This window comes from Paradesulfitobacterium aromaticivorans (assembly GCF_054657415.1).
Genome location: NZ_BAAHYT010000010.1, coordinates 87,542 through 106,612, shown reverse-complemented (window position 1 = coordinate 106,612; position 19,071 = coordinate 87,542). Strand labels below are relative to the sequence as shown.

Below are 19,071 nucleotides of genomic sequence, written 5' to 3'. Positions count from 1 at the left end.
GATTATCCATAAGTTTTGTGGTGCCAAGGGGTACCCCTTTACTTGCGGATTTGGTATGCTTAGCTTATGGAAGTAAATGTTTTGAAACAGATATTTTTTGATAATGGCTTTATGACAGGGAAAACTACGGTACGAGTTCCAGGCGTTGAGGGAGTGGTATAATGGATGAGCAATGGCTGGAGTTGCGCCGGCAATGGAAACAGGCAGTTACGACAGGTACCCTGGCGAACGATCTGCCTCTCATGATCAAGGAATCGTGGATTCGCTGTCGGGAGCGGAATGTAAATCCTTTTCTGAAGACCAATCCTTACTTGGCTTCGGCCCAAGAGTTAAGGGAACGAAGAGAGAGACAAGAAGAATTACTGGCAATTACCAACCAAGTTATGGAGAAACTTGCCTATCTTGTTAAGGGTTCTGATTTTATGGTGGTTTTTGCCGACAAGGACGGTTACATTTTGGAAGCCCAAGGGGATGCTTCTGCTTTTGAATTTGGCAAACTTTCCAATTTTACGGTGGAAGCATGTTGGGCCGAAGAGTTGCTGGGGACAAACGGTGTGGGGACTCCGTTGGTGACAGGTCAGCCGGTTCAGATTATAGGTCCTCAGCACTGGAGCCTGTCCGCTCATAATGCAACTTGTTCCGGAGCTCCTATTCGCGATGATCTCGGGCGGGTTATCGGCTGTTTAAATATGACCGGCGATTACCGGAAAGCTCATCCGCATACCTTGGGGATGGTGGTTGCGGCGGCCAATGCGATTGAAAATCAGTTCCGTTTGCAGCAAGAAAGCAATTTTAAAGAAGCGATCATGGAGTCGTTGTCAGAAGGTGTGGTGGTTCTTAATGAGGCTGAAAAGGTAACACACATGAATCAGGCAGCTGCCAAGCTTTTGGGGTTGGACGGAGTAGATTGGAATTTAATCACTTTGGAAAAATTAAAAAAAATGATTCCTGGGTTCGAGAGAATCATGTACTTAATCCAAAGATATGAACCCGTTAATGATGAATTGATCCAATTCAAGGTTAACCAAACCTGGGTTAAATGTACTTTAACGATACGGACTTTACGGGCTTTAAAAGGCGGACAAAGAGGGATCGTACTCGCTTTTTCGGAAACCGGACGGGTCAACAGGCTGGTTAAACAGATTGGCGGCGCTAAGGCGCAATTAACTTTTAAGGATATAGTGGGTTCTCATCCGAGTATCACGAAAGTGATTAACACAGCCAGAAAAGTTGCGCTTTCCTCTAGCCATATTTTGTTAACAGGGGAGAGTGGCACCGGAAAAGAGGTGTTCGCCCAAGCCATTCATAACGAAAGTTACCGGGCGCGCTTTCCTTTTGTTGCTCTTAACTGCGCGGCCATTCCCCGCGAATTGATAGGCAGTGAATTGTTTGGCTATGTTGAAGGTGCCTTTACGGGAGCACGCAGGGGCGGAAACCCGGGAAAATTTGAATTGGCTGACGGAGGTACTCTTTTTCTCGATGAAATCGGAGAAATGCCTTTAGAATTGCAGGCTCATTTACTGCGTGTTATCGAGGAAAAGAAGATTACCAGACTGGGTGGTCAAGAGGTTATTCCTGTGGATGTGCGCATTATAACCGCTACTAATCGAAACTTAAAGGATGAAGCAGAAAAAGGGAATTTCCGGGTAGATTTGTTCTATCGCTTAAATGTTATTAATTTGAGTTTGCCGCCTCTGCGGGAACGGAAAAGCGATATCGCTATTTTAGCGCTATATTTTGCCGGGAGGCTGGGAAAATCTCTGGGAAAGGCCGAGGTTAGCATTGATCAGCCGGCTTTGGAAGCGTTGAAAAGCTATGCATGGCCGGGGAATGTGCGCGAGTTGCAAAATACGATTGAACGCGCTTTAAACCTGCTGACGGGGACAATTATTAAACTGGAACATCTGCCGGCCGGTATGGCCGGGACGGGCAGGAATGAACCGCCTGTTGCAGGGACATCCATCAAAGAGGCGGAAATAAATGCGATTATCCATACTTTGCAGAAGCACGGCGGCAACCGAAAACGAGCTGCCATGGAATTGGGAATTGCCCGGAGTACCCTCTACCGGAAGTTGGAGGAGTTCCGTTTGCTGTGATAATCAGATCAGATCATCGTCCACAACGCTAAATAAATCTTTAAGCGAAATAACTAAGTCAGGGAAAATCCCTACAGGGAGTTCATCCTCAACCCCAAAAATCTCGGGTTGTGCATAATTTCCATTATCTTGCAAGCGATAGACAACAATTGTTTTTCCTTCGGCGTGAACAATCCAGTATTCTTTTACCCGAGCTTCTTCATAGCGTTTGAACTTAGTCTTAATGTCCTTGTGGAAAGTTGAGGGTGAGGAAATCTCAACGACAAGGTCGGGGCTCCCGAGACAGCCGCGCCGGTCAATTTTGCTTTTGTCACAGATGACAGTGAGATCCGGCTGGACCACGGTGGTGGCTTTTTTGTCACTTTCTGCTGCTCGCGGCAGGCGGACATCAAAGGGCGCAGCAAAAACCTCACAAGGTTTATTTTTGAGATATTGGTTGAATGAAACAAATAGTTCACCAGATACCCTTTGATGGTTGCTCATTGGGGCGGGCGTCATATCAAAAGCGACACCGTCAATGATTTCCCAACGTTCATCTTCCGGCCATTGTAAGTAATCTTCGTAAGTATAGATCCGGCCAGATTGTGCAAAAGGTTTTCCCAAATGAATCACCCCCTGGAGACTATACAAATCCATTATTTGTTATTATGATAGCATGAAGGGATGTATATTTCAAGATACGGACACGGACTGCTAAGGCTGAACCTGTTTCTTTACCTTACCGTGCGGCCACCCGTTGGGTGCGGGCAGCAGGACGGCTTTTCATCATTAGCCCCACCAAGGCAGCGATTACAGGAAGGATGAATAAGACAGTAATGGCGGTCGTGAGGCCGTAGATATCTCCGATCCGGCCGATCAGGATTACAAAGAGGGAGCCGATACCCCCTGCTAAGCCCATGGTGAGACCGGCAGCCAGGGATTTGTTGTTAGGAATGGCTTCCTGGGCAGCGACAACAGTCACAGAAAAGCTCGACATGAGGGAAGCGCCGCCAAGAGCCAGGAAGATGGTGCTCCAGATGCCTTGGGTGTAGAGAAAAGCAAAGAAGAATGGAGTTGCTAGCAGAAGGGAGCCAACAATGAGCGGTTTGCGCCCGTACATATCCGAGATAAAGCCGCCGAGAACGCCGCCGATAGCGCCGACAAAGAGCATGATAAAGAGGAGTTGACTACCGGCAATCGAAGAGATGTTTTCCGATTTAAAGTAGAGCGGAAGAATAGCGAGCATTCCGGTATAAGCAAGAGCGCGGAGGGCGATCACCCCCGTGATTGCGACCAGTTCCCTGGCGGCGGAACGCAGGGAGCGCAAGGCATTGCCAAAGTTAGGGGCGTTCGCATTCCCCAGGACATCGTTGTGGGGGGCATACAAGAGCAGGAGAATAGCGACTAAGATTCCGGGAATAACCGTATAAATACTCGCCTGCAGACCAAATTTCTCAAAGAGGGGGGTGAGCAAAAGAGGGCTTAAGGCGAAGCCGACGTTGCCAAAGGCGATGAAACCTGAAAGTAAAACCGCTTTACGGTTGCCACTAACCACGGTGACCATCGTTGAGGCCTGAGGGTGAAAAGCGGCAGTGCCCAATCCTGCCAGAGTAGCCAGGATAACCAAAACAGAGTAGCTTTGCACAAGTCCGGTCAGGCTGAGCATGACAGCCATCCAGAGAGTACCGACGTGGACGAGCCAGCGTTTACCCTGCCTGTCTAAGTAATACCCGAAAAAGGGCTGGATAAAAGAAGAGCTGATGGTGAAAGCTGAAACAAGGAGGGCCGCCCGGGTTGCGGAAAGCCCTGTGGCCACCAAGAGGAAGGCAGGCCAGTAGTTGCTGTAAAGGTCATTCAAGAGGTGGGCAATGGAGAGCACCCCGATGGTTGAAAATTGAATTTTATTATTAGATTGGAGCATTTTAAGGACTTCCTTTCGTATTAATCGTATCAAATAGTGCGTCCAGTCGGTAGGGATTACTCACTCGCATGGGTATGCCAGGCTATTTCAAAGGGATTCCTGAAATCTCTTAAGAAAGAATTCAAGGTTGGCCTGCCTTTTCGTAATATCTTCGGCACAATCTGCAAGTGCGGCAATGCCCTCAGCCGTGAGGTAATACCATTTGCGCGGCTGGCCTGAGCCCTCGGTATCCCAACGTGTCTGCGCCCAGCCCTTTTCTTCAATTTCCTGCAGACTGCGGTAGACCCCGGAGCTATCGCCGAGAAAGTAAGGAAGTTCGGTTTGCATCTTCCCCAGGAGTTGGTGGCCGTAAGCAGGAGCTTCAGCTAAAAACAGGAGCAGAAAGGCTGCCGTGTGCCGAGCCTGTTTCTGGATCAAGCTAGACCCTCCCTTTAAATGTAAGTAAGGTAACCTGGCACCATGCTGCAATAAACAGTATGATGTTAAATACAGTAGTACGGGAGAGTATAAACGTCAAGGGCATTTTGCGGCTGTTTGAATCGATAGCGGAGATTGTAGGTTGGTAAGAAAGGATTTTGCTTTGTTTAGGCTTTTTTGCGCACACTTAGGTTTCGAAAGAGGTGAACGGGCATGAGCTTAGTGTATTCAGCGTTTGTGCCGCACCCGCCGATTCTGTTACCGGAGATCGGGCGCGGTCAGGAACAAATCTGTGCCAGGACATTGGCCGCTTACCGTGATCTTGCTCAAATTATCTTAACGAGCGGGGCCGAATGCGTGGTCATTGTTTCCCCCCATGCTCAACTGCTGGAGCAGGGTTTTACCTTTCTGAACCCTGATTCTCTGGTGGGGGATTTTCTGCCGTTCGGGATTCCGGCACTGGAATTATCTTTCCCGAACGAACCCGAGTTAATTAAGAAAATTGCTGTCTTGCCCGGTGTGCGTCCAAGTGTCGGCAGACTTGATCACGGTGCTTTGGTGCCGCTGTATTTTCTCCACGAAGCCGGCTGGAGGGGACCGGTGGTGGTGCTGGGGATGCCCCTTGAGCAGGCAGAGGATTTTGGCATCAAAGTGGGGAATATCTTGCGCGCCTATCCGAAAGCCTGTGCTTTAGTGGCAAGCGGAGATCTCTCTCACCGTCTGCGGGAGGATGGACCTTACGGGTTTGATCCGGCCGGGCCGGAATTTGACCGGGCCATCGTCACGGCTTTGCGCCGGGATGCCGCCCAAGTGAAGGCTATCTCTCCCGAATTAGCGGAAAGAGCGGGAGAATGCGGTTTTCGCAGTTTACGCTTTGCCCTGGCAGCCCAGGAGGGAGCAGTGAAAGTTCTTTCCTATGAGGGACCGTTCGGGGTCGGGTATTTGGTGGCTGAACTTTACCGCTCGTCGATGCTGGCCAAGTGGGCGAGGAGCTGCCTTATCCATTATCTTGAAGGAAGAAATGTAAAAGACCTTGAACTACCGCCGGAAACGGAGTTTAAGGTGCGCCGCGGCTGTTTTGTTACCCTTAAGAAAAATGGGGAACTGCGGGGGTGTATCGGTACAACTCAGGGTTGGCAGGACAACCTGGCCTTAGAAATTAAACATAACGCATGTGCAGCGGGGACGGAAGATCCGCGTTTTTGGCCGGTGGAAAAAGGGGAGTTGCAGGAGATCACGTTTTCCGTAGATGTACTCGGGGAACTGGAAAGGGTGAGAGAGACAGAAGAGCTCGATCCTTGGCGTTATGGTGTGGTAGTCAAGGCGCGCGGGCGCAGCGGCCTGCTCCTGCCGCATCTGGAAGGGGTTAACACAGTCGAGGAGCAGATAGGAATAGCCAAACAAAAGGCTGGGTTAGCCCCGGGCGAGCCGGTAGAGATGTGGCGCTTTGAGGTGGAAAGGCATTACGAGTGAGGAGTCAGGAGTCAGAACTTAAAAGTGATGTTTGCAAAGTGATAAGTGATAAGTGAGAGAATAGGGAGCTAAAAGCGATGGTGATGGAGAAAACGGCGACATGTCTTTTGTGCCCCCAGCACTGCCAACTCAAGCCTGGCCAAAGCGGGCGCTGCCATACCCGGGGAAACCGGGAAGGGGAAATTGTTTCACATACATACGGGGAAGTAGCCGCTTGGCATCTGGATCCAATTGAGAAAAAACCGCTCTATCATTTTTTTCCTGGGAGCATGATCTTTTCCGTGGGGGGTTATGGCTGTAATTTGAGCTGTAGTTTTTGCCAAAATTATGAGATTTCACAGACACGCGAAGTTGGGAGGAAAGTTACCCCTACAGAACTTGCACACATGGCTAAGGATTCTTTGGGTTTATGTTTTACTTATTCCGAGCCTTCGGTATGGTTTGAGATGATCCGGGATACCGCGCCACTTGTGAAAAAATGTGGTGGAAAAGTGGTCTTAGTCAGCAATGGGATGATCGAAGGACGCTTCCTGGAAGAACTTATTCCTTGGGTGGACGCGGTAAACATTGACATTAAAGCTTTTAATGAAGAGTTTTACGTGAAATATTGCGGGGGTAAGCTTTCTTGGGTTTTAAGCACGGTGGAGAGGCTTGTCGGGAGAGTGCACGTTGAAGTCACTACTCTCGTAATCCCAGGAGGTAATGATGAGCCGGAGGAGATCCGGGAGCTTGCCCGATGGCTAAGGGATCTCGGATCCCCGGTACCTTGGCATTTGAGCCGCTATTTTCCCGCATATCGCTTGAGTGTTCCCCCTACGGAAGTTAAAAGTTTGGAAAGACTATGGCAAATCGGGCGTGAATACCTTCCATATGTATATTTGGGCAATGTCACAGGGGGAAGCACCACTTTTTGTCCGCAGTGCGGTCGAGGAGTTATCGTGCGCGCATATAACGTAGAAAACTTTCTTCACGATGGCAAGTGTCCGGAATGCGGACAGGTTATATTTGGAGTGGGGCTTTAATAATAGCGCAGGAGTATATACCCCGTCGAGATTATGATCGAAAGAATCATTAACGGAAAACCATTCTTCAAATACTGCATATAAGAAATGCGGTAACCGTTTTTCTCCGCAATTCCGGCTACGATAACGTTAGCTGAAGCACCGACTATAGTGCCATTTCCGCCCAGGCAAGCTCCCAAGGCGAGGGCCCACCACAGGGGTTCTACCGCTTCCGGACTGAGACCGCCCATGGCTGCAACTTTCTGAATTAACGGAATCATCGTTGCCACAAACGGAATGTTGTCCACAAAGGAGGAGAAAATCGCCGACAGCCAGAGTATCAACAAGGCCATGGTCATAAGATCCCCGCCTGTCAGATCAAGGCTTATCTGGGCCAAACGGTCCAGAATTCCAACTTCAACCAAACCGCCTACGAGTACGAACAGCCCGGCAAAGAAGAAGATTGTGGGCCATTCGATCGCTAAGAACACCTCTTCAGGTTCTTCATGGGCCAGAATCATCAGGAGCATAGCTCCACTTAAAGCAATTGCTGCTGTTTCAACATGGATGATGGAGTGCAGGGCAAAACCCAGAATAGTTAGGGCTAAGACGAAAAGGCTCTTTTTCAGGAGTTTCCAATCCTTAATTTCTTCCCATTCGTTTTGCTGCATTAAATTCGCTTTGGCTTCTTCGGTAGTGTGTAACTGTTTACGGTAAATTAGATAAAACAGATAAAGTGTAACGAAAAGTATGATGATGGCAGGGGGTGCTAAGTTAATAATAAAATCTCCAAAAGATAGGCCTGCTGGGCCAGCAATCATGATATTCGGAGGATCTCCAATTAAGGTCGCCGTACCGCCGATATTGCTCGCCATAATTTGAGTAAGCAGTAAGGGGATTGGGTTAAGTTTAAGGGTATCGGCAATCGCTAAGGTTACAGGAACAACCAGCAGCACCGTCGTAACATTGTCCAAAAAGGCTGATAAAACTGCGGTCAGCAGGGAAAGGGCAAGCATGAGCTTCACTGGGTCCGCTTTAACCTTCTTCGCTACCCAGATAGCCAGAAATCCGAAAACGCCCGAGCGTTTGGTGAGATCCACGATAATCATCATACCTGTAAGCAGGCCCAAGGTGTTCCAATCAATGTGGTGAATCGCTGTTTCCTGTGAAAGCACTCCAAAAAGAACCAGCACAGAAGCTCCCGCTGCGGCCGCAACGGCCCGCGGGATTTTTTCGGTTACGATCAAAGCATAAGTTGCCAAGAACACGATTCCGGTTAAGATTGTTATCACTTTTTATGCACCTCCTGGTCGATTTAAGAAAAATTAGACCATCTTTCCTAGTGTGAGTTGAAAGGGAGATAATTATTAAAAGGGCGTCATTTTCATTAGGACAACAAAAAAGAGAGCAGCTCAAAACGAACTACTCTCCCCTGAGAAGTTCCAAGTCCTTGTAGTCTGGCAATCATAGCTTAAATCATATTAAGCTTTAGACCCATGACTTTAGCGTCCTCCACTTTCGCGAAGTTTGCCCCAACACAATGAAAACATTATTAAGTTGGCACCTACAAAAGGCATTTTATACTGACTGTTCAGTTTAGTCAAGTCAAGTGTCTGCATATTATTGCTATGTACAAATTGTTGTTAAGATATTTTGATTGTCTTGCATTAGCTTAGATAGTAAGCTTTTTTGCATAAAAATATTTATTTTACATGATACTAAACAGGAAGAATTCGCGCGAGGAGGTTTTAATCTTGTTCAAGCATATTAAGGATATGGAATATACGGTACATGTCGACAAGCCGGATCCCAGGTTTGCGGTCTTGCTTTTGGAGCAGTTCGGCGGCGGTAATGGGGAATTAAAAGCAGCGATGCAATATTTTTCCCAGAGCCTTGGCTGTAATGACCCGAAAATCCGGGACTTGCTCCAGGACATTGCGGCGGAGGAGTTAAGTCACCTCGAGATGGTCGGGGAATCCCTGGCAATGTTGATCGGGCCGGTGGATACACCCCCACAGGATTTCCCTGCCAGCCATTCAGCCCTCTTGGGCGGGGGACCTTTATTAATCAATTCAGGAGGAGCGCCCTGGACCGCTAATTACATTAATTCCAACGGTGATATTTACACCGATCTGTCTTCCAATGCCGGGGCTGAGTTAAGAGCCAAGTTAATTTACGAGCGTCTACTGCAGCAGACAGATGACGCCGGTGTTAAGGATATGATCCGTTTCCTTCTTAGCCGCGAGGAATCACATAATTTCTCCTTCATGCAGGCCATTGAAACCCTCAAAGGCATAGGGGTAAATAAGGATTTCAGGGATTCGGACTTCTCCAAGAAATACATGAATATGTCCACCGGTCAGGGGGATAGCCGCGGACCATGGAATCTGGGAAATGAAATTTCGTATGAAACGGATCCTAATCAGAAGTATGGTGGTCCGGCCCAATACGGTAAAGACCCGAATCCTATCGGTAACAGGGAAGTTGCTCCTGGTTATAATGACAAAACCCGCAACAATCCTAATTATAATCAGCCTCCACAACAAACCCACTAAGAAAGGGGAGTTAAAAAATGGCTTGGAGAGAATCAAGTTGGGCTCAAGTTCTCTGGACGGTTATCCGGGTCTATGTCGGCTGGGAATGGTTAACCGCCGGCTTTGGCAAAGTGTTTGGTCCTGGTTCGGCTGCTTGGGTGGGACCAAAAGCAGGAGGGGCAGTAGCCGGTTTCCTCAAAGGAGCCTTAGCTAAGACCGGCGGCCAGCACCCGGATGTGCAGCCGTGGTATGGCTGGTTTATCCAGAACGTAGCGATGCCAAATGCAACCCTATTTGGGTATATGGTAGCATGGGGTGAACTACTGGTCGGGGCTGCGCTTATTTTGGGTTTCCTTACTACGATTGCGCTCTTAGCGGGGATTATTATGAATATGAGTTACCTTTTGTCGGGAGCTATCAGCACCAACCCCATCCTGCTCTTCTGGCAGGCAGTTTTATTATGGGCAGGGGCCGCGGCTTATTTCTGGGGAGTTGACCGCGTGTTCTTGCCGCGTTGGAAGCGATGGCGACTTGGTCGTGGCGAAGGGTAAGCTGGCTGGATAAGAGTAGCTAGATGCAGTAGCTTGATTAGAGCAGCTAGATGTGAGTAGCTTGATTTAGATAGTAATTGATTTAACGCATAAGTATTGGGGCTGTCCAAAAGTAATAACTCTTTTGGATAGCCCCGTGTATTTGTGACCGTAAAAATTACTAATCTTCTTGCTTATGAACATGGTTTCTAGATACGTGGTGCCCGTGTTGATAATGTGCATGATGCTTATGCTCGTGAGGGTGTTCACGCCCATCTTGCTCATGATGTCCATGTTCCTGAGCATGTGAGTGACTCTCCTCGTGTTCGTGCGGACGTCCGAGCATGTGAGCCAGAAGGTGTCCTTTGTCTTCAAGCTCGTCCAGCCAGCCGTTATTGGCATCAGTCTTGGCATCAATACTATGGATATAGGGTTTGATGTCCAAAAGAGGGGTTCCGTTATAGACATCAATCCCGCTGATGCTTATTTCATTTCCGCTTATCTCTTTGATTTCTACAATACTTAAGCCAATAGGATTAGGACGGTTAGGAGAGCGGCTGGCAAAAAGCCCGACCTCTGCACCTGAAGCCCACGGGGGGGAGACAGTCATTTTCACATTTCCCTCAGCTTTGTCAAAATAAAAAAGAATGTAGATATAGCGGTATTTCTCCAAATCCTTTAACCCATCCGCATAGTCAGAATTAACTTCAATCCAGAATTCACCGGGTGCATCTGGAACAGGCTGATGTGGCGTGTTTTCATTAAAGTACGGAGTGTAAATCGTCCCGATAGGCTCTAACTTGATCTCCATGGTAAACCTCCCTCAGAATTTTAACATCTATATTGGTCGAATACCGAAACCTTATCACGTTTAGGTTCCAGTTGTTTTCTTCTAAGGATAATTGTATTTAGGGTTTTACGCAAGAGGTTTGGGCTTTAGGAAATCGCGCGATATTGGAGTATTTTAACACCATTTTCATTTGTAAATACGGAAAGACTCAAATCGAGCCTAAATAGTAGGTTAGAGGGTTTGAAAAGCATTGCTCTCCCCTCTATATCCACAATATAATGGAAGCAAGAGGAAAGGGGGGGTTCACAATGAAGACCTACCGGGTAAAAGTTAATGAAAACGGGGCAATTTTATTGCCGCCTGAGTTGCGCGAGCTCTTAGGATTAGTGGCAGGGGACACGGTGGAACTGAATGTTGATGCTGAAGGACGTTTTCTAGTACAGACTGCTGAGCGTTCAGCCGGACCTCTGTCTGACTTTTTCGAAGACCTTATTTTGGGCGATTTGCGTTGCGATGGATGTTCAGGCGATATCCTGAAAGAGAGATTGTTGGAGAAGAAGTTTCAGCTTAGTACGGTACTTGACCGGATGTCTGAGGAAGCCCGCCGCGCGCACAAGCATGGGCAGACTCACACATGGCGTGAAAACCCCGCTTTCTCTGACCTGGGCATAGGCAAGGCAGAAAAAGGAAAATATCATGTTATGCTGACCCCGCGTACGGAAAGAGACTTTTATAAATTGTCAGAGGGGGTTCTCAAAGAGATCCCTCAAGTTCTGGAAAATCTCGAAGAAGATCCCTTGGGTTTCAAACGCCTGAAGGGCCCTTACTATGAAACTTACCGGGTGTCTTTCCACAGACAGTCTTACCGCGTAATTTATACTGTATTTGAAAGTGAAAGCTTAGTTACGGTTCTGTTCATCGGTGAACGTAAGAGTATATACGAAAGAATGAAAGGGATGGGGTGAAACTTCTTTGATAAGAAGTGGTTTATTTCTAGGAACCCTGGGTTTAGGCCTTAGGGTTTTTTTTTCTAAAGTGTTTGGGTGAGTGGTTATACCTATATGATAAAGTATGGTTTTCTGGCATAATTGAACTAACCATTTACAGGGGGGTATATTCTTGAAAGTCTCTTCCATTCAATTTGAGATTCGCGACAGTGAGAGTAAGGGCCAGAGGCTAGAGCGCATGGCGCGGATGCTGAATGCGTGCCAGGGGTCGGAACTTATAGTTTTACCCGAGATTTGGAATACTGGGTATTTTTCTTTTGACCGCTATGCGGAGGAAAGCGAAACGATTACAGGGGAGACCATGTCTTTAATTGCTGCTAAGGCTCGCGGCCTGAATTCGTACATAATGGCCGGCAGCTTTGTTGAAAACGATTCGGATCATGAGTCTGGCCAAGATGGCAGACCTACACTTTATAATACCAGTGTATTGCTCGGTCCCCAGGGAGACGTTAGAGCCACATACAGAAAAATCCACCTTTTCGGTTTTGGGTCTGAGGAAAGGAAAATTCTAACCCCAGGATGCCAGGTTGTGACAGTACCCACGGACATCGGGGTTCTGGGTCTGGCCACCTGTTATGACTTAAGATTCCCTGAGCAGTTCCGCAAAATGCTCGATCAAGGTGTGGAGATACTCCTGATTTCATCGGCTTGGCCCTATCCCCGCCTTGAGGCTTGGCGTCTGTTTAATCAGGTGCGGGCTTTAGAGAACCAGTGTTATCTGATCTCAGCCAATTCTGCGGGCACGAGCCAAGGGAAACAGTTTGTGGGACACAGTGCGATTGTCGATCCATGGGGAGTTGTAATTGCGGCTGCCGGAGATGAGGAAACAGTGCTAACCGCTGACATAGATATCGCTACAGTTAAAAAAGCGCGGGACACTTTCCCGGCTGTGAGTGACAGGGTAGAGATCGAGTAAGTTGGAATGGAGCTGATCTATGGCGGAGGACAAAAAATCTTCAACCATATTCAATGTGCTCCCGTACGGGGATGGAGCGATTCATGTCCAGTTCGGGCATGGAATTAGCGATGAGGTGTTTAAGCGGGTATGGACATTGTGCGAGCGGGTGCGGCTGGCCCAGGATGCGCGCATCATTGAGTTTGTACCGGGATATCACTCCGTTACTTTGTTTTATGGTCCGGGTACCACTTATGCGGAAATGTCTGAATGGGTGCACAGGCTTAACTTGGACGAAGAAAATGGAGAATCGGAATTCGGATTTCACGGCAGGCTGATTGAAATTCCCGTTTGTTATGGCGGGGAGTACGGGCCGGATTTGGAATTTATGGCCCGGTATCAAGGCCTACGCCCTGAAGAGGTTGTTACGCTTCACACTAAAAACGAATATCTTGTTTACATGCTTGGCTTTATGCCAGGGTTTCCCTTTATGGGAGGGTTAGACCCTTTATTGGCCACGCCCCGTCTGAGCAAGCCGCGTACACGTGTACCCAAAGGTTCAGTGGGGATTGCTGGGGAGCAAACCGGGATTTATCCTTTGGATTCGCCTGGGGGCTGGCAGTTAATCGGACGCACTCCGCTGGATATGTTTAATGCGGAGCAAAATCCTCCTGCGCTCGTGCGCAGTGGAGACAGGGTACGATTTGTGCCCATTAATAATGAAGAATATCAACGGCTGCTAGTGAGGGGAGGGCTCCTATGAACGCGATCGATATCAACTGTGATATGGGCGAGAGCTTCGGTGCTTATAAGATCCCCACTGACGAGGAGGTAATAAGTTTAATTTCCTCGGCCAATATAGCCTGCGGTTTTCATGCCGGTGACCCAATGGTTATGCAGAAAACAGTGAGTCTGGCTCTGGAAAGAGGAGTAGGAATCGGGGCGCATCCCGGCTATCCCGATCTTATGGGCTTCGGCCGCCGGGAAATGAAATTAAGCCCGGGAGAAGTGGAAGCTTATGTTATTTATCAAATTGGCGCTTTAATGGGTGTCGCCCACTCCTATGGCGCAACACTTCAACATGTGAAGCCACACGGCATGCTTTATAATATGGCGGTTAAAGACCAACAGCTGGCGCAAGCCATTGCGCGTGCAGTTGCCCGGGTTGATGACAACTTAATATTGGTAGCTTTGGCGAGTTCCGAATTTGCGGAAGCTGGCAGAAAAGTTGGCTTGCGTGTAGCCAATGAGGTGTTCGCTGACAGGGGATATAATCCTGACGGGTCCCTAGTGGCGCGCGGAACTCAGGGCGCATTTATACAAGACCCTTCTGTAGCAGCCAGGCGTGTGGTCAAGATGGTACAAGAGGGAAAAGTTGAGGCCGTAGACGGAACGGTTATTCCGCTTGAGGCCGATACAATTTGTCTGCACGGGGATAATCCTGAGGTTGTAACTTTTGTTAAGAGCATTAAGCAGGTTCTGGAGGACGAAGGAATTAGGATTAAGCCCCTGAATCAGATTATTTCTAAGTAGTGTCCCTTGAAAAGACTGTGGTTGAAAGGATAAGAACAGTGAAAATACTCGAGATACTGCGCTCCGGTTCTTTAACAACTGTGCAGGATCTTGGCCGTGTCGGCTATGCTCAATATGGCGTTCCCGTTGCGGGAGCGATGGATTCATGGTCGCTGCAAGTAGGGAATATCTTGGTCGGAAACCCGCGCAATACTACCGGCTTGGAAATGACGATGCGCGGAGCTAGAATCCGGTTTTTGACCAGTAACATTGTGGCTGTAACCGGGGGTCAGGGACTAAACACTTTAAATGGCCAGCTGATAGAGAATTGGAAGAGCATTCAGGTTAAACCGGGTGATATGTTAGATATTGGGATAATACGGGAAGGCTGCCGCGCTTCTGGCAATTGCCGGGGGGATCAGGGTCCCGCAAGTTCTGGGAAGCTGTTCTACCTATATTCCGGCTGCACTAGGAGGACTGGAGGGACGAGCCTTAGTCAAGGGGGATATACTTGAGGGGTGTGTGTGGGAGGAATATTCCAGTGAGAAACCTCTGTGGGAAGGTGATTTTACTCCCCGGGCTCTTTCCTGGAGATATATCCCTGATTATTCCGGCGAGTGCACTTTGCGCGTAGTTAGAGGAATTGATGCCGAAATGTTCGCATCAGTGGCTCTCGATACTTTTTACTCTTCCACTTATACAGTAAGCGGGCAAAGCGACCGCATGGGCTGCCGTCTCGAGGGACCTGTTTTAAATACCGGACTTAAAGGAAACCGAGTCTCAGATACAGTTGTGCGTGGGGGAATTCAAGTGCCGCCAAACGGACAGCCGATTATCCTGGGAGCAGAACAGACTATAGGAGGGTATCCGATCATTGCGGTGGTAGCCAGTGTAGATTATCCGTTGGTCGCACAATCAAACGTCAAGCAAAGGGTGCGTTTCGAGGAGATTTCCTACGCCCAAGCGGAAAGCTTGCGGATAAACATGGAAAACTTTCTCAGAGTTTTGGCAAGCGCTAACGAAGTCAAATAGAATCCGTGCCGGTTTTGGTCAATGTTATTCAAAAAAAAGGTAAAGGACAATTTGCTTGAGGACATCTTATGAAACCCTTGGCGGGGTCAGAATGAAGGTGTTATAATATGGTAATACATTCATTCTTGATATGGGAGATTACGCGTTTAATATGTGATTAATATTGAAAAGGGGGGCGTAGTGATGGGAGACGGTGAGGATGTGCGTTGGCGACAAAGGTTTTCAAACTTTCAAAAAGCAATACAGCAACTAAAAGAGTTTATCGAGAAGCCAGAGCTAAACAAATTTGAAAAACAGGGTTTGATTCAATGCTTCGAATACACTTTTGAGCTTGCATGGAAAACCATGAAAGACTATTTGGAGGAACAAGGCTTAAACGTCATGAGCCCACGCATGGCTATACAAACCGGATTCCAGGTACAATTAGTACAAAATGGTCATATTTGGATTGATGCACTGGAAAAAAGAAATCTTATGGCCCATACGTATGATGAACGGTTAACAGATGAAGCGGAACAGCTGATTCGCACAAGCTACTATACTATGCTCCAAGAGTTTTATGATTATTTGGAGGGACTTGGATGAATTTCGATCTGCGAGAAGAAGATTTGACGTTTATGGTTAATGCCATGCGCCGATTTGACGAGATTGAAAAGGCAGCCATCTTTGGTTCCCGGGCAAAAGGGACAAATAAACCTGGTTCAGATGTGGATATTGCCATTTGGGGTAAGGATATTACCTTTTCAACATTATCGCGGTTGCGAGCCATGTTAGAAGAAGAAAGCCCTATGCCTTATTTCTTTGATATCGTCGATTATTTGCATTTAACTCATGAGGAACTGAAAAACCATATTGATAGAGTGGGAGTTTTTTTCTATGAAGTCTGAGCCACAAGGTTTCTATAGAATTTAAGCACTTCAGGATTAGGAAGGGCGTCCTGGTTAAGAATTAGTTTCTCGTTAATCGCTTTTTACACCGCCGATTCCACTTTCTTGCCATCAAGAGTGTAAGGAATTTCCCCAAAGGACCCCCCTTTTTTTGGGGGGTGTGTAATACTGTTAGCTTTTATTCTCTTCCTACCGCCGCCTCAAGCAAAGCAGTGACACCAGGGTAATCATACCCCAGGACAAAAGCTTTCTTATTAAGGCTTAAGAGCTTTTCCGGAATGCGCGCCTTTAAGGCATCCTGCCACACTTCTTGTGGGAAATCCATAAAGCGGGCCAAGACTCCCATGAGCACAACATTGGTGGCTTTCGCATTTCCGGCTTCGGCTGCGAGCTTAAGCCCGTCTATTTCTACGAAACGTTTTACTTTGTCTTTTAAGTTGGCGAGGATGGTGTCCGGGTATGTGGCCGCCCCGATTAAGACCGGGAGCGGGGAGATTTTCTGAGTATTGGCGATGAGGACGCCGCCTTCGCGTAAAAAGTGAGCCCAGCGGTAAGCTTCGAGCTGTTCGAAGGCGATGATGATGTCCGCTTCCCCTTCATCGATCACCGGAGAGTATACTTCTTCCCCTAAGCGCACCTGGGTTACGACGGAGCCGCCCCGTTGGGCCATGCCGTGAATCTCAGACATTTTAACGGTGTACCCTTGGGCGAGGGCAGCGTGGGTTAAGATTTTGGAAGCGAGGATGGTTCCTTGTCCTCCGACTCCGACTAAGAGGATGTTTAAGTTTGCCATTAGTTGGCACCCCCTTTGCTTAAGGCATTGAATTTACAAACGTTGACGCAGAGCCCGCAGCCGTTGCACAGGGAGGGATCAACGACCGCGGTTTTGTTTGCTTCATCAAAGGAAAGGGCCGGGCAGCCGAGTTTCATACACATTTTGCAGGCTGTGCAGTCATGGACTTCGACCGGCGGTTCGCTGGTTTTAACGATGAGGGCGCAGGGTCTGCGGGTGATGATGACGGAGGGCTCTTTAGCCGCAACTTCTGTTTTTACGACTTCTTTGACATGGTCTAAGTCGAAGGGGTCAACTTCGGTTACCCGTTTGATCCCCAGGGCTTTGGCGAGCGCGATAAAGTCTACTTGAGGTGCGGGCGTGCCCATTAAGGTTTTCCCGGTGGCGGGGTTTTCCTGGTGCCCGGTCATGGCGGTGATGGAGTTGTCCAGGATGATGACGGTGGAATTGCCGCCGTTATACACGACATCCATCAGTCCAGTGACACCGGAGTGGAGGAAGGTGGAGTCCCCGATGACGGAGACGAGTTTTTCCGCCATTTCCGGGTGCGCTTTTTCCAGGCCCAGGGCACCGGAGATGGAGGCACCCATGCAGATACAGGTGTCCATGGCTTCTAAGGGTGCCATGGTGCCTAAGGTGTAGCAGCCGATGTCCCCGGCGACGGTGAGTTTAAGCTGTTTTAAGGTGTAGAAGAGACCACGGTGCGGGCAGCCCGGGCACATGACCGGCGGGCGCACTGGGGCTTCGAAGGGCAGGATTTGAGCGTTCTTTTCTCCCAGGATTTTTTCCCGTACCATTTTGGCGGAGAGTTCCCCGTAGGGAGGGAAGAGTGCTTTGCCGGTGACTTCGAGGCCTAAGGCGCGGATTTCTTTTTCCAGGTAGGGTTCGAGTTCTTCGATGACATAGAGTTTCTCTACTTTAGAGGCAAACTCTTGGATAAGTTTGGCAGGCAAGGGGTTAGTGAGCCCTAGCTTTAAGACAGAAGCGGTAGGTAATCCTTCTTTGATATATTGGTACGAGATGCCGGAAGTGATGATCCCGATTTTGGGGTCATTCATTTCCAGGCGGTTGACTTTGGCCGTTTCGGCATACTCGGCGAGTTTGTGCATGCGCTCTTCGACCACGAGCCGGCGGGCGCGCCCATAGGCCGGGATCATAACGTATTTCTTGGCGTCTTTCTCATACGCTTTTAAGGGCCGCTCCCCGGGATCGTTTAGCTCGACTAAACTTTGGGAGTGGGCAATGCGGGTGGTGGTACGGACCATGACCGGCGTGTCGAACCCTTCCGAGATATCCAGGGCGAGTCCGATCATTTCTTTGGCTTCCTGAGAATCTGACGGTTCGAGCATGGGGATTTTGGCAAAAGCGGCATAATAGCGGTTGTCCTGCTCGTTTTGCGAGGAGTGCATGCCCGGGTCGTCAGCAGAGACTAAGATCAGTCCGGAGCGAACTCCGGTGTAAGCGACGGTAAAGAGCGGGTCAGCCGCGACATTGACCCCGACCATTTTCATGGTGACTAAGGTGCGGGCTCCGCCGATGGCGGCACCGACACCCACTTCCATGGCCACCTTTTCATTAGGGGACCACTGGCTGTAGATTTCCGGGTATTTGGCGAGGTTTTCGAGGATTTCCGTGCTCGGGGTCCCTGGGTAGGCGGCAGCAACGCGCACGCCATACTCATAGGCACCGCGGGCGATGGCCTCGTTGCCTGTCATTAAGGTTTTCATTTCCCTTTCTCTCCTCCCTGTTAAGACAGCAGAAACTGCAGACATATTGTACAATGCGAATCATCAGACAGTTTGGCTTTTGAAACTTAAAGGAAAGGATAATGGCGGGGGCCATTTTCTGAATTTTTGGACCAATGTGGTCATATTGTATCAAAAAAAATCAAGAAGTAAAGAGGATAAGGTAAAATTTTCGAGGGTAAATTTTCGGGTCGAAAAAAATGTTGAACAAAGGAGAGTGAAAACCGTTTATCCATATTTTTCACCCATCCAAGTTAAAATAATGACGTTTGAGAGAATTCTCGCCCTAAATGTCTGAATCTTTTGATATCATTAGCTCAACACAGCAGAACTGTAAGAAACTGGACAAGGGGAGGTGCGGTTCAGAGTCGGAGAGCATTAAACAGGGATGATGAGGAAGAATAGCCGGCGGGGGCCGCGCAGAACGGAACAATACCCAAATCCCTGGAAAGGAGCGCC

At 48.6% G+C, this 19,071-nt stretch carries 18 protein-coding genes, 1 pseudogene and 1 riboswitch; of the genes and pseudogenes, 12 read left to right on the top strand and 7 right to left on the bottom strand.

The genetic code is table 11. From position 1 onward, the window contains the following. The first annotated feature begins 161 nt into the window (after nt 1–161). Entirely contained in the window at nt 162–2,096 is a 1,935-nt protein-coding gene (locus ACYQ2N_RS05820; RefSeq protein ID WP_459998112.1) for a sigma-54-dependent Fis family transcriptional regulator, read from the top strand. Between the two features lie 3 nt (nt 2,097–2,099). Here ACYQ2N_RS05820 and ACYQ2N_RS05815 read toward each other — a convergent pair whose 3' ends face one another. From ACYQ2N_RS05815 to ACYQ2N_RS05805, 3 genes are all read right to left on the bottom strand, one after another. After that, nucleotides 2,100–2,699, bottom strand: coding sequence for a Uma2 family endonuclease (locus ACYQ2N_RS05815; protein WP_459998111.1), 600 nt, complete (start codon nt 2,697–2,699; stop codon nt 2,100–2,102). Nucleotides 2,700–2,814: 115 nt separating this feature from the next. Beyond that, entirely contained in the window at nt 2,815–3,996 is a 1,182-nt protein-coding gene (locus ACYQ2N_RS05810) for an MFS transporter (RefSeq protein WP_459998110.1), read from the bottom strand. Between the two features lie 87 nt (nt 3,997–4,083). Next, a complete protein-coding gene (locus ACYQ2N_RS05805) occupies nt 4,084–4,413 on the bottom strand; it encodes a PadR family transcriptional regulator (RefSeq protein WP_459998109.1) in 330 nt (109 codons plus the stop codon). A gap of 213 nt (nt 4,414–4,626) precedes the next feature. On the opposite strand from ACYQ2N_RS05805, the gene amrA reads away from it, so the two are divergent. After that, nucleotides 4,627–5,886 carry an AmmeMemoRadiSam system protein A gene (gene amrA / locus ACYQ2N_RS05800; protein ID WP_459998108.1) on the top strand — a complete coding sequence of 420 codons (1,260 nt, stop codon included), beginning with the start codon at nt 4,627–4,629 and terminating at the stop codon, nt 5,884–5,886. 83 nt (nt 5,887–5,969) lie between these two features. Continuing rightward, nucleotides 5,970–6,908 (top strand): AmmeMemoRadiSam system radical SAM enzyme, encoded by a 939-nt coding sequence (amrS, locus tag ACYQ2N_RS05795; protein ID WP_460000478.1) that lies wholly within the window; start codon nt 5,970–5,972, stop codon nt 6,906–6,908. Here amrS and ACYQ2N_RS05790 read toward each other — a convergent pair. Then, the gene (locus ACYQ2N_RS05790) at nt 6,905–8,179 is read right to left on the bottom strand and encodes an ArsB/NhaD family transporter (RefSeq protein WP_459998107.1); all 1,275 of its coding nucleotides are present in this window, start codon (nt 8,177–8,179) and stop codon (nt 6,905–6,907) included. The two genes, amrS and ACYQ2N_RS05790, sit on opposite strands and share 4 nt — an antisense overlap. A gap of 156 nt (nt 8,180–8,335) precedes the next feature. Continuing rightward, a riboswitch (cyclic di-GMP riboswitch) is annotated at nt 8,336–8,429 on the bottom strand. Between the two features lie 212 nt (nt 8,430–8,641). Between ACYQ2N_RS05790 and ACYQ2N_RS05785 the strand changes: the two genes are divergently transcribed. Beyond that, entirely contained in the window at nt 8,642–9,442 is an 801-nt protein-coding gene (locus ACYQ2N_RS05785) for a manganese catalase family protein (protein ID WP_459998105.1), read from the top strand. Nucleotides 9,443–9,459: 17 nt separating this feature from the next. Then, the gene (locus ACYQ2N_RS05780; RefSeq protein WP_459998103.1) at nt 9,460–9,972 is read left to right on the top strand and encodes a DoxX family protein; all 513 of its coding nucleotides are present in this window, start codon (nt 9,460–9,462) and stop codon (nt 9,970–9,972) included. A 160-nt stretch (nt 9,973–10,132) separates the two neighbouring features. Here the strand turns inward: ACYQ2N_RS05780 and tsaA are convergent, their stop codons facing one another. Then, nucleotides 10,133–10,762: a tRNA (N6-threonylcarbamoyladenosine(37)-N6)-methyltransferase TrmO gene (gene tsaA / locus ACYQ2N_RS05775; protein ID WP_459998101.1), complete on the bottom strand. Its 630-nt coding sequence runs from the start codon at nt 10,760–10,762 to the stop codon at nt 10,133–10,135. Between the two features lie 287 nt (nt 10,763–11,049). Between tsaA and ACYQ2N_RS05770 the strand changes: the two genes are divergently transcribed. From ACYQ2N_RS05770 to ACYQ2N_RS05740, 7 genes and pseudogenes are all read left to right on the top strand, one after another. Further along, nucleotides 11,050–11,706: a type II toxin-antitoxin system RelE family toxin gene (locus tag ACYQ2N_RS05770; protein ID WP_459998099.1), complete on the top strand. Its 657-nt coding sequence runs from the start codon at nt 11,050–11,052 to the stop codon at nt 11,704–11,706. Between the two features lie 154 nt (nt 11,707–11,860). Continuing rightward, on the top strand, nt 11,861–12,664 hold the full coding sequence (locus tag ACYQ2N_RS05765; protein WP_459998097.1) for a carbon-nitrogen family hydrolase: 804 nt from the start codon (nt 11,861–11,863) through the stop codon (nt 12,662–12,664). A gap of 19 nt (nt 12,665–12,683) precedes the next feature. After that, nucleotides 12,684–13,406 carry a 5-oxoprolinase subunit PxpB gene (gene pxpB, locus ACYQ2N_RS05760; RefSeq protein WP_459998095.1) on the top strand — a complete coding sequence of 241 codons (723 nt, stop codon included), beginning with the start codon at nt 12,684–12,686 and terminating at the stop codon, nt 13,404–13,406. Further along, the gene (locus ACYQ2N_RS05755) at nt 13,403–14,176 is read left to right on the top strand and encodes a LamB/YcsF family protein (protein ID WP_459998093.1); all 774 of its coding nucleotides are present in this window, start codon (nt 13,403–13,405) and stop codon (nt 14,174–14,176) included. Before pxpB ends, ACYQ2N_RS05755 begins: the two co-directional genes overlap by 4 nt. Nucleotides 14,177–14,313: 137 nt before the next feature. Further along, nucleotides 14,314–15,187: pseudogene (locus ACYQ2N_RS05750) on the top strand (5-oxoprolinase subunit C family protein). 183 nt (nt 15,188–15,370) lie between these two features. Beyond that, nucleotides 15,371–15,772 carry a nucleotidyltransferase substrate binding protein gene (locus ACYQ2N_RS05745; protein ID WP_459998092.1) on the top strand — a complete coding sequence of 134 codons (402 nt, stop codon included), beginning with the start codon at nt 15,371–15,373 and terminating at the stop codon, nt 15,770–15,772. Then, nucleotides 15,769–16,074 (top strand): nucleotidyltransferase family protein, encoded by a 306-nt coding sequence (locus tag ACYQ2N_RS05740; RefSeq protein ID WP_459998091.1) that lies wholly within the window; start codon nt 15,769–15,771, stop codon nt 16,072–16,074. Before ACYQ2N_RS05745 ends, ACYQ2N_RS05740 begins: the two co-directional genes overlap by 4 nt. 178 nt (nt 16,075–16,252) lie before the next feature. Here the strand turns inward: ACYQ2N_RS05740 and ACYQ2N_RS05735 are convergent, their stop codons facing one another. After that, nucleotides 16,253–16,867 (bottom strand): indolepyruvate oxidoreductase subunit beta, encoded by a 615-nt coding sequence (locus tag ACYQ2N_RS05735; protein WP_459998089.1) that lies wholly within the window; start codon nt 16,865–16,867, stop codon nt 16,253–16,255. Further along, nucleotides 16,867–18,594: an indolepyruvate ferredoxin oxidoreductase subunit alpha gene (gene iorA, locus ACYQ2N_RS05730; RefSeq protein ID WP_459998088.1), complete on the bottom strand. Its 1,728-nt coding sequence runs from the start codon at nt 18,592–18,594 to the stop codon at nt 16,867–16,869. The genes ACYQ2N_RS05735 and iorA overlap by 1 nt, the downstream gene beginning before the upstream one ends. Nucleotides 18,595–19,071 lie beyond the last annotated feature (477 nt).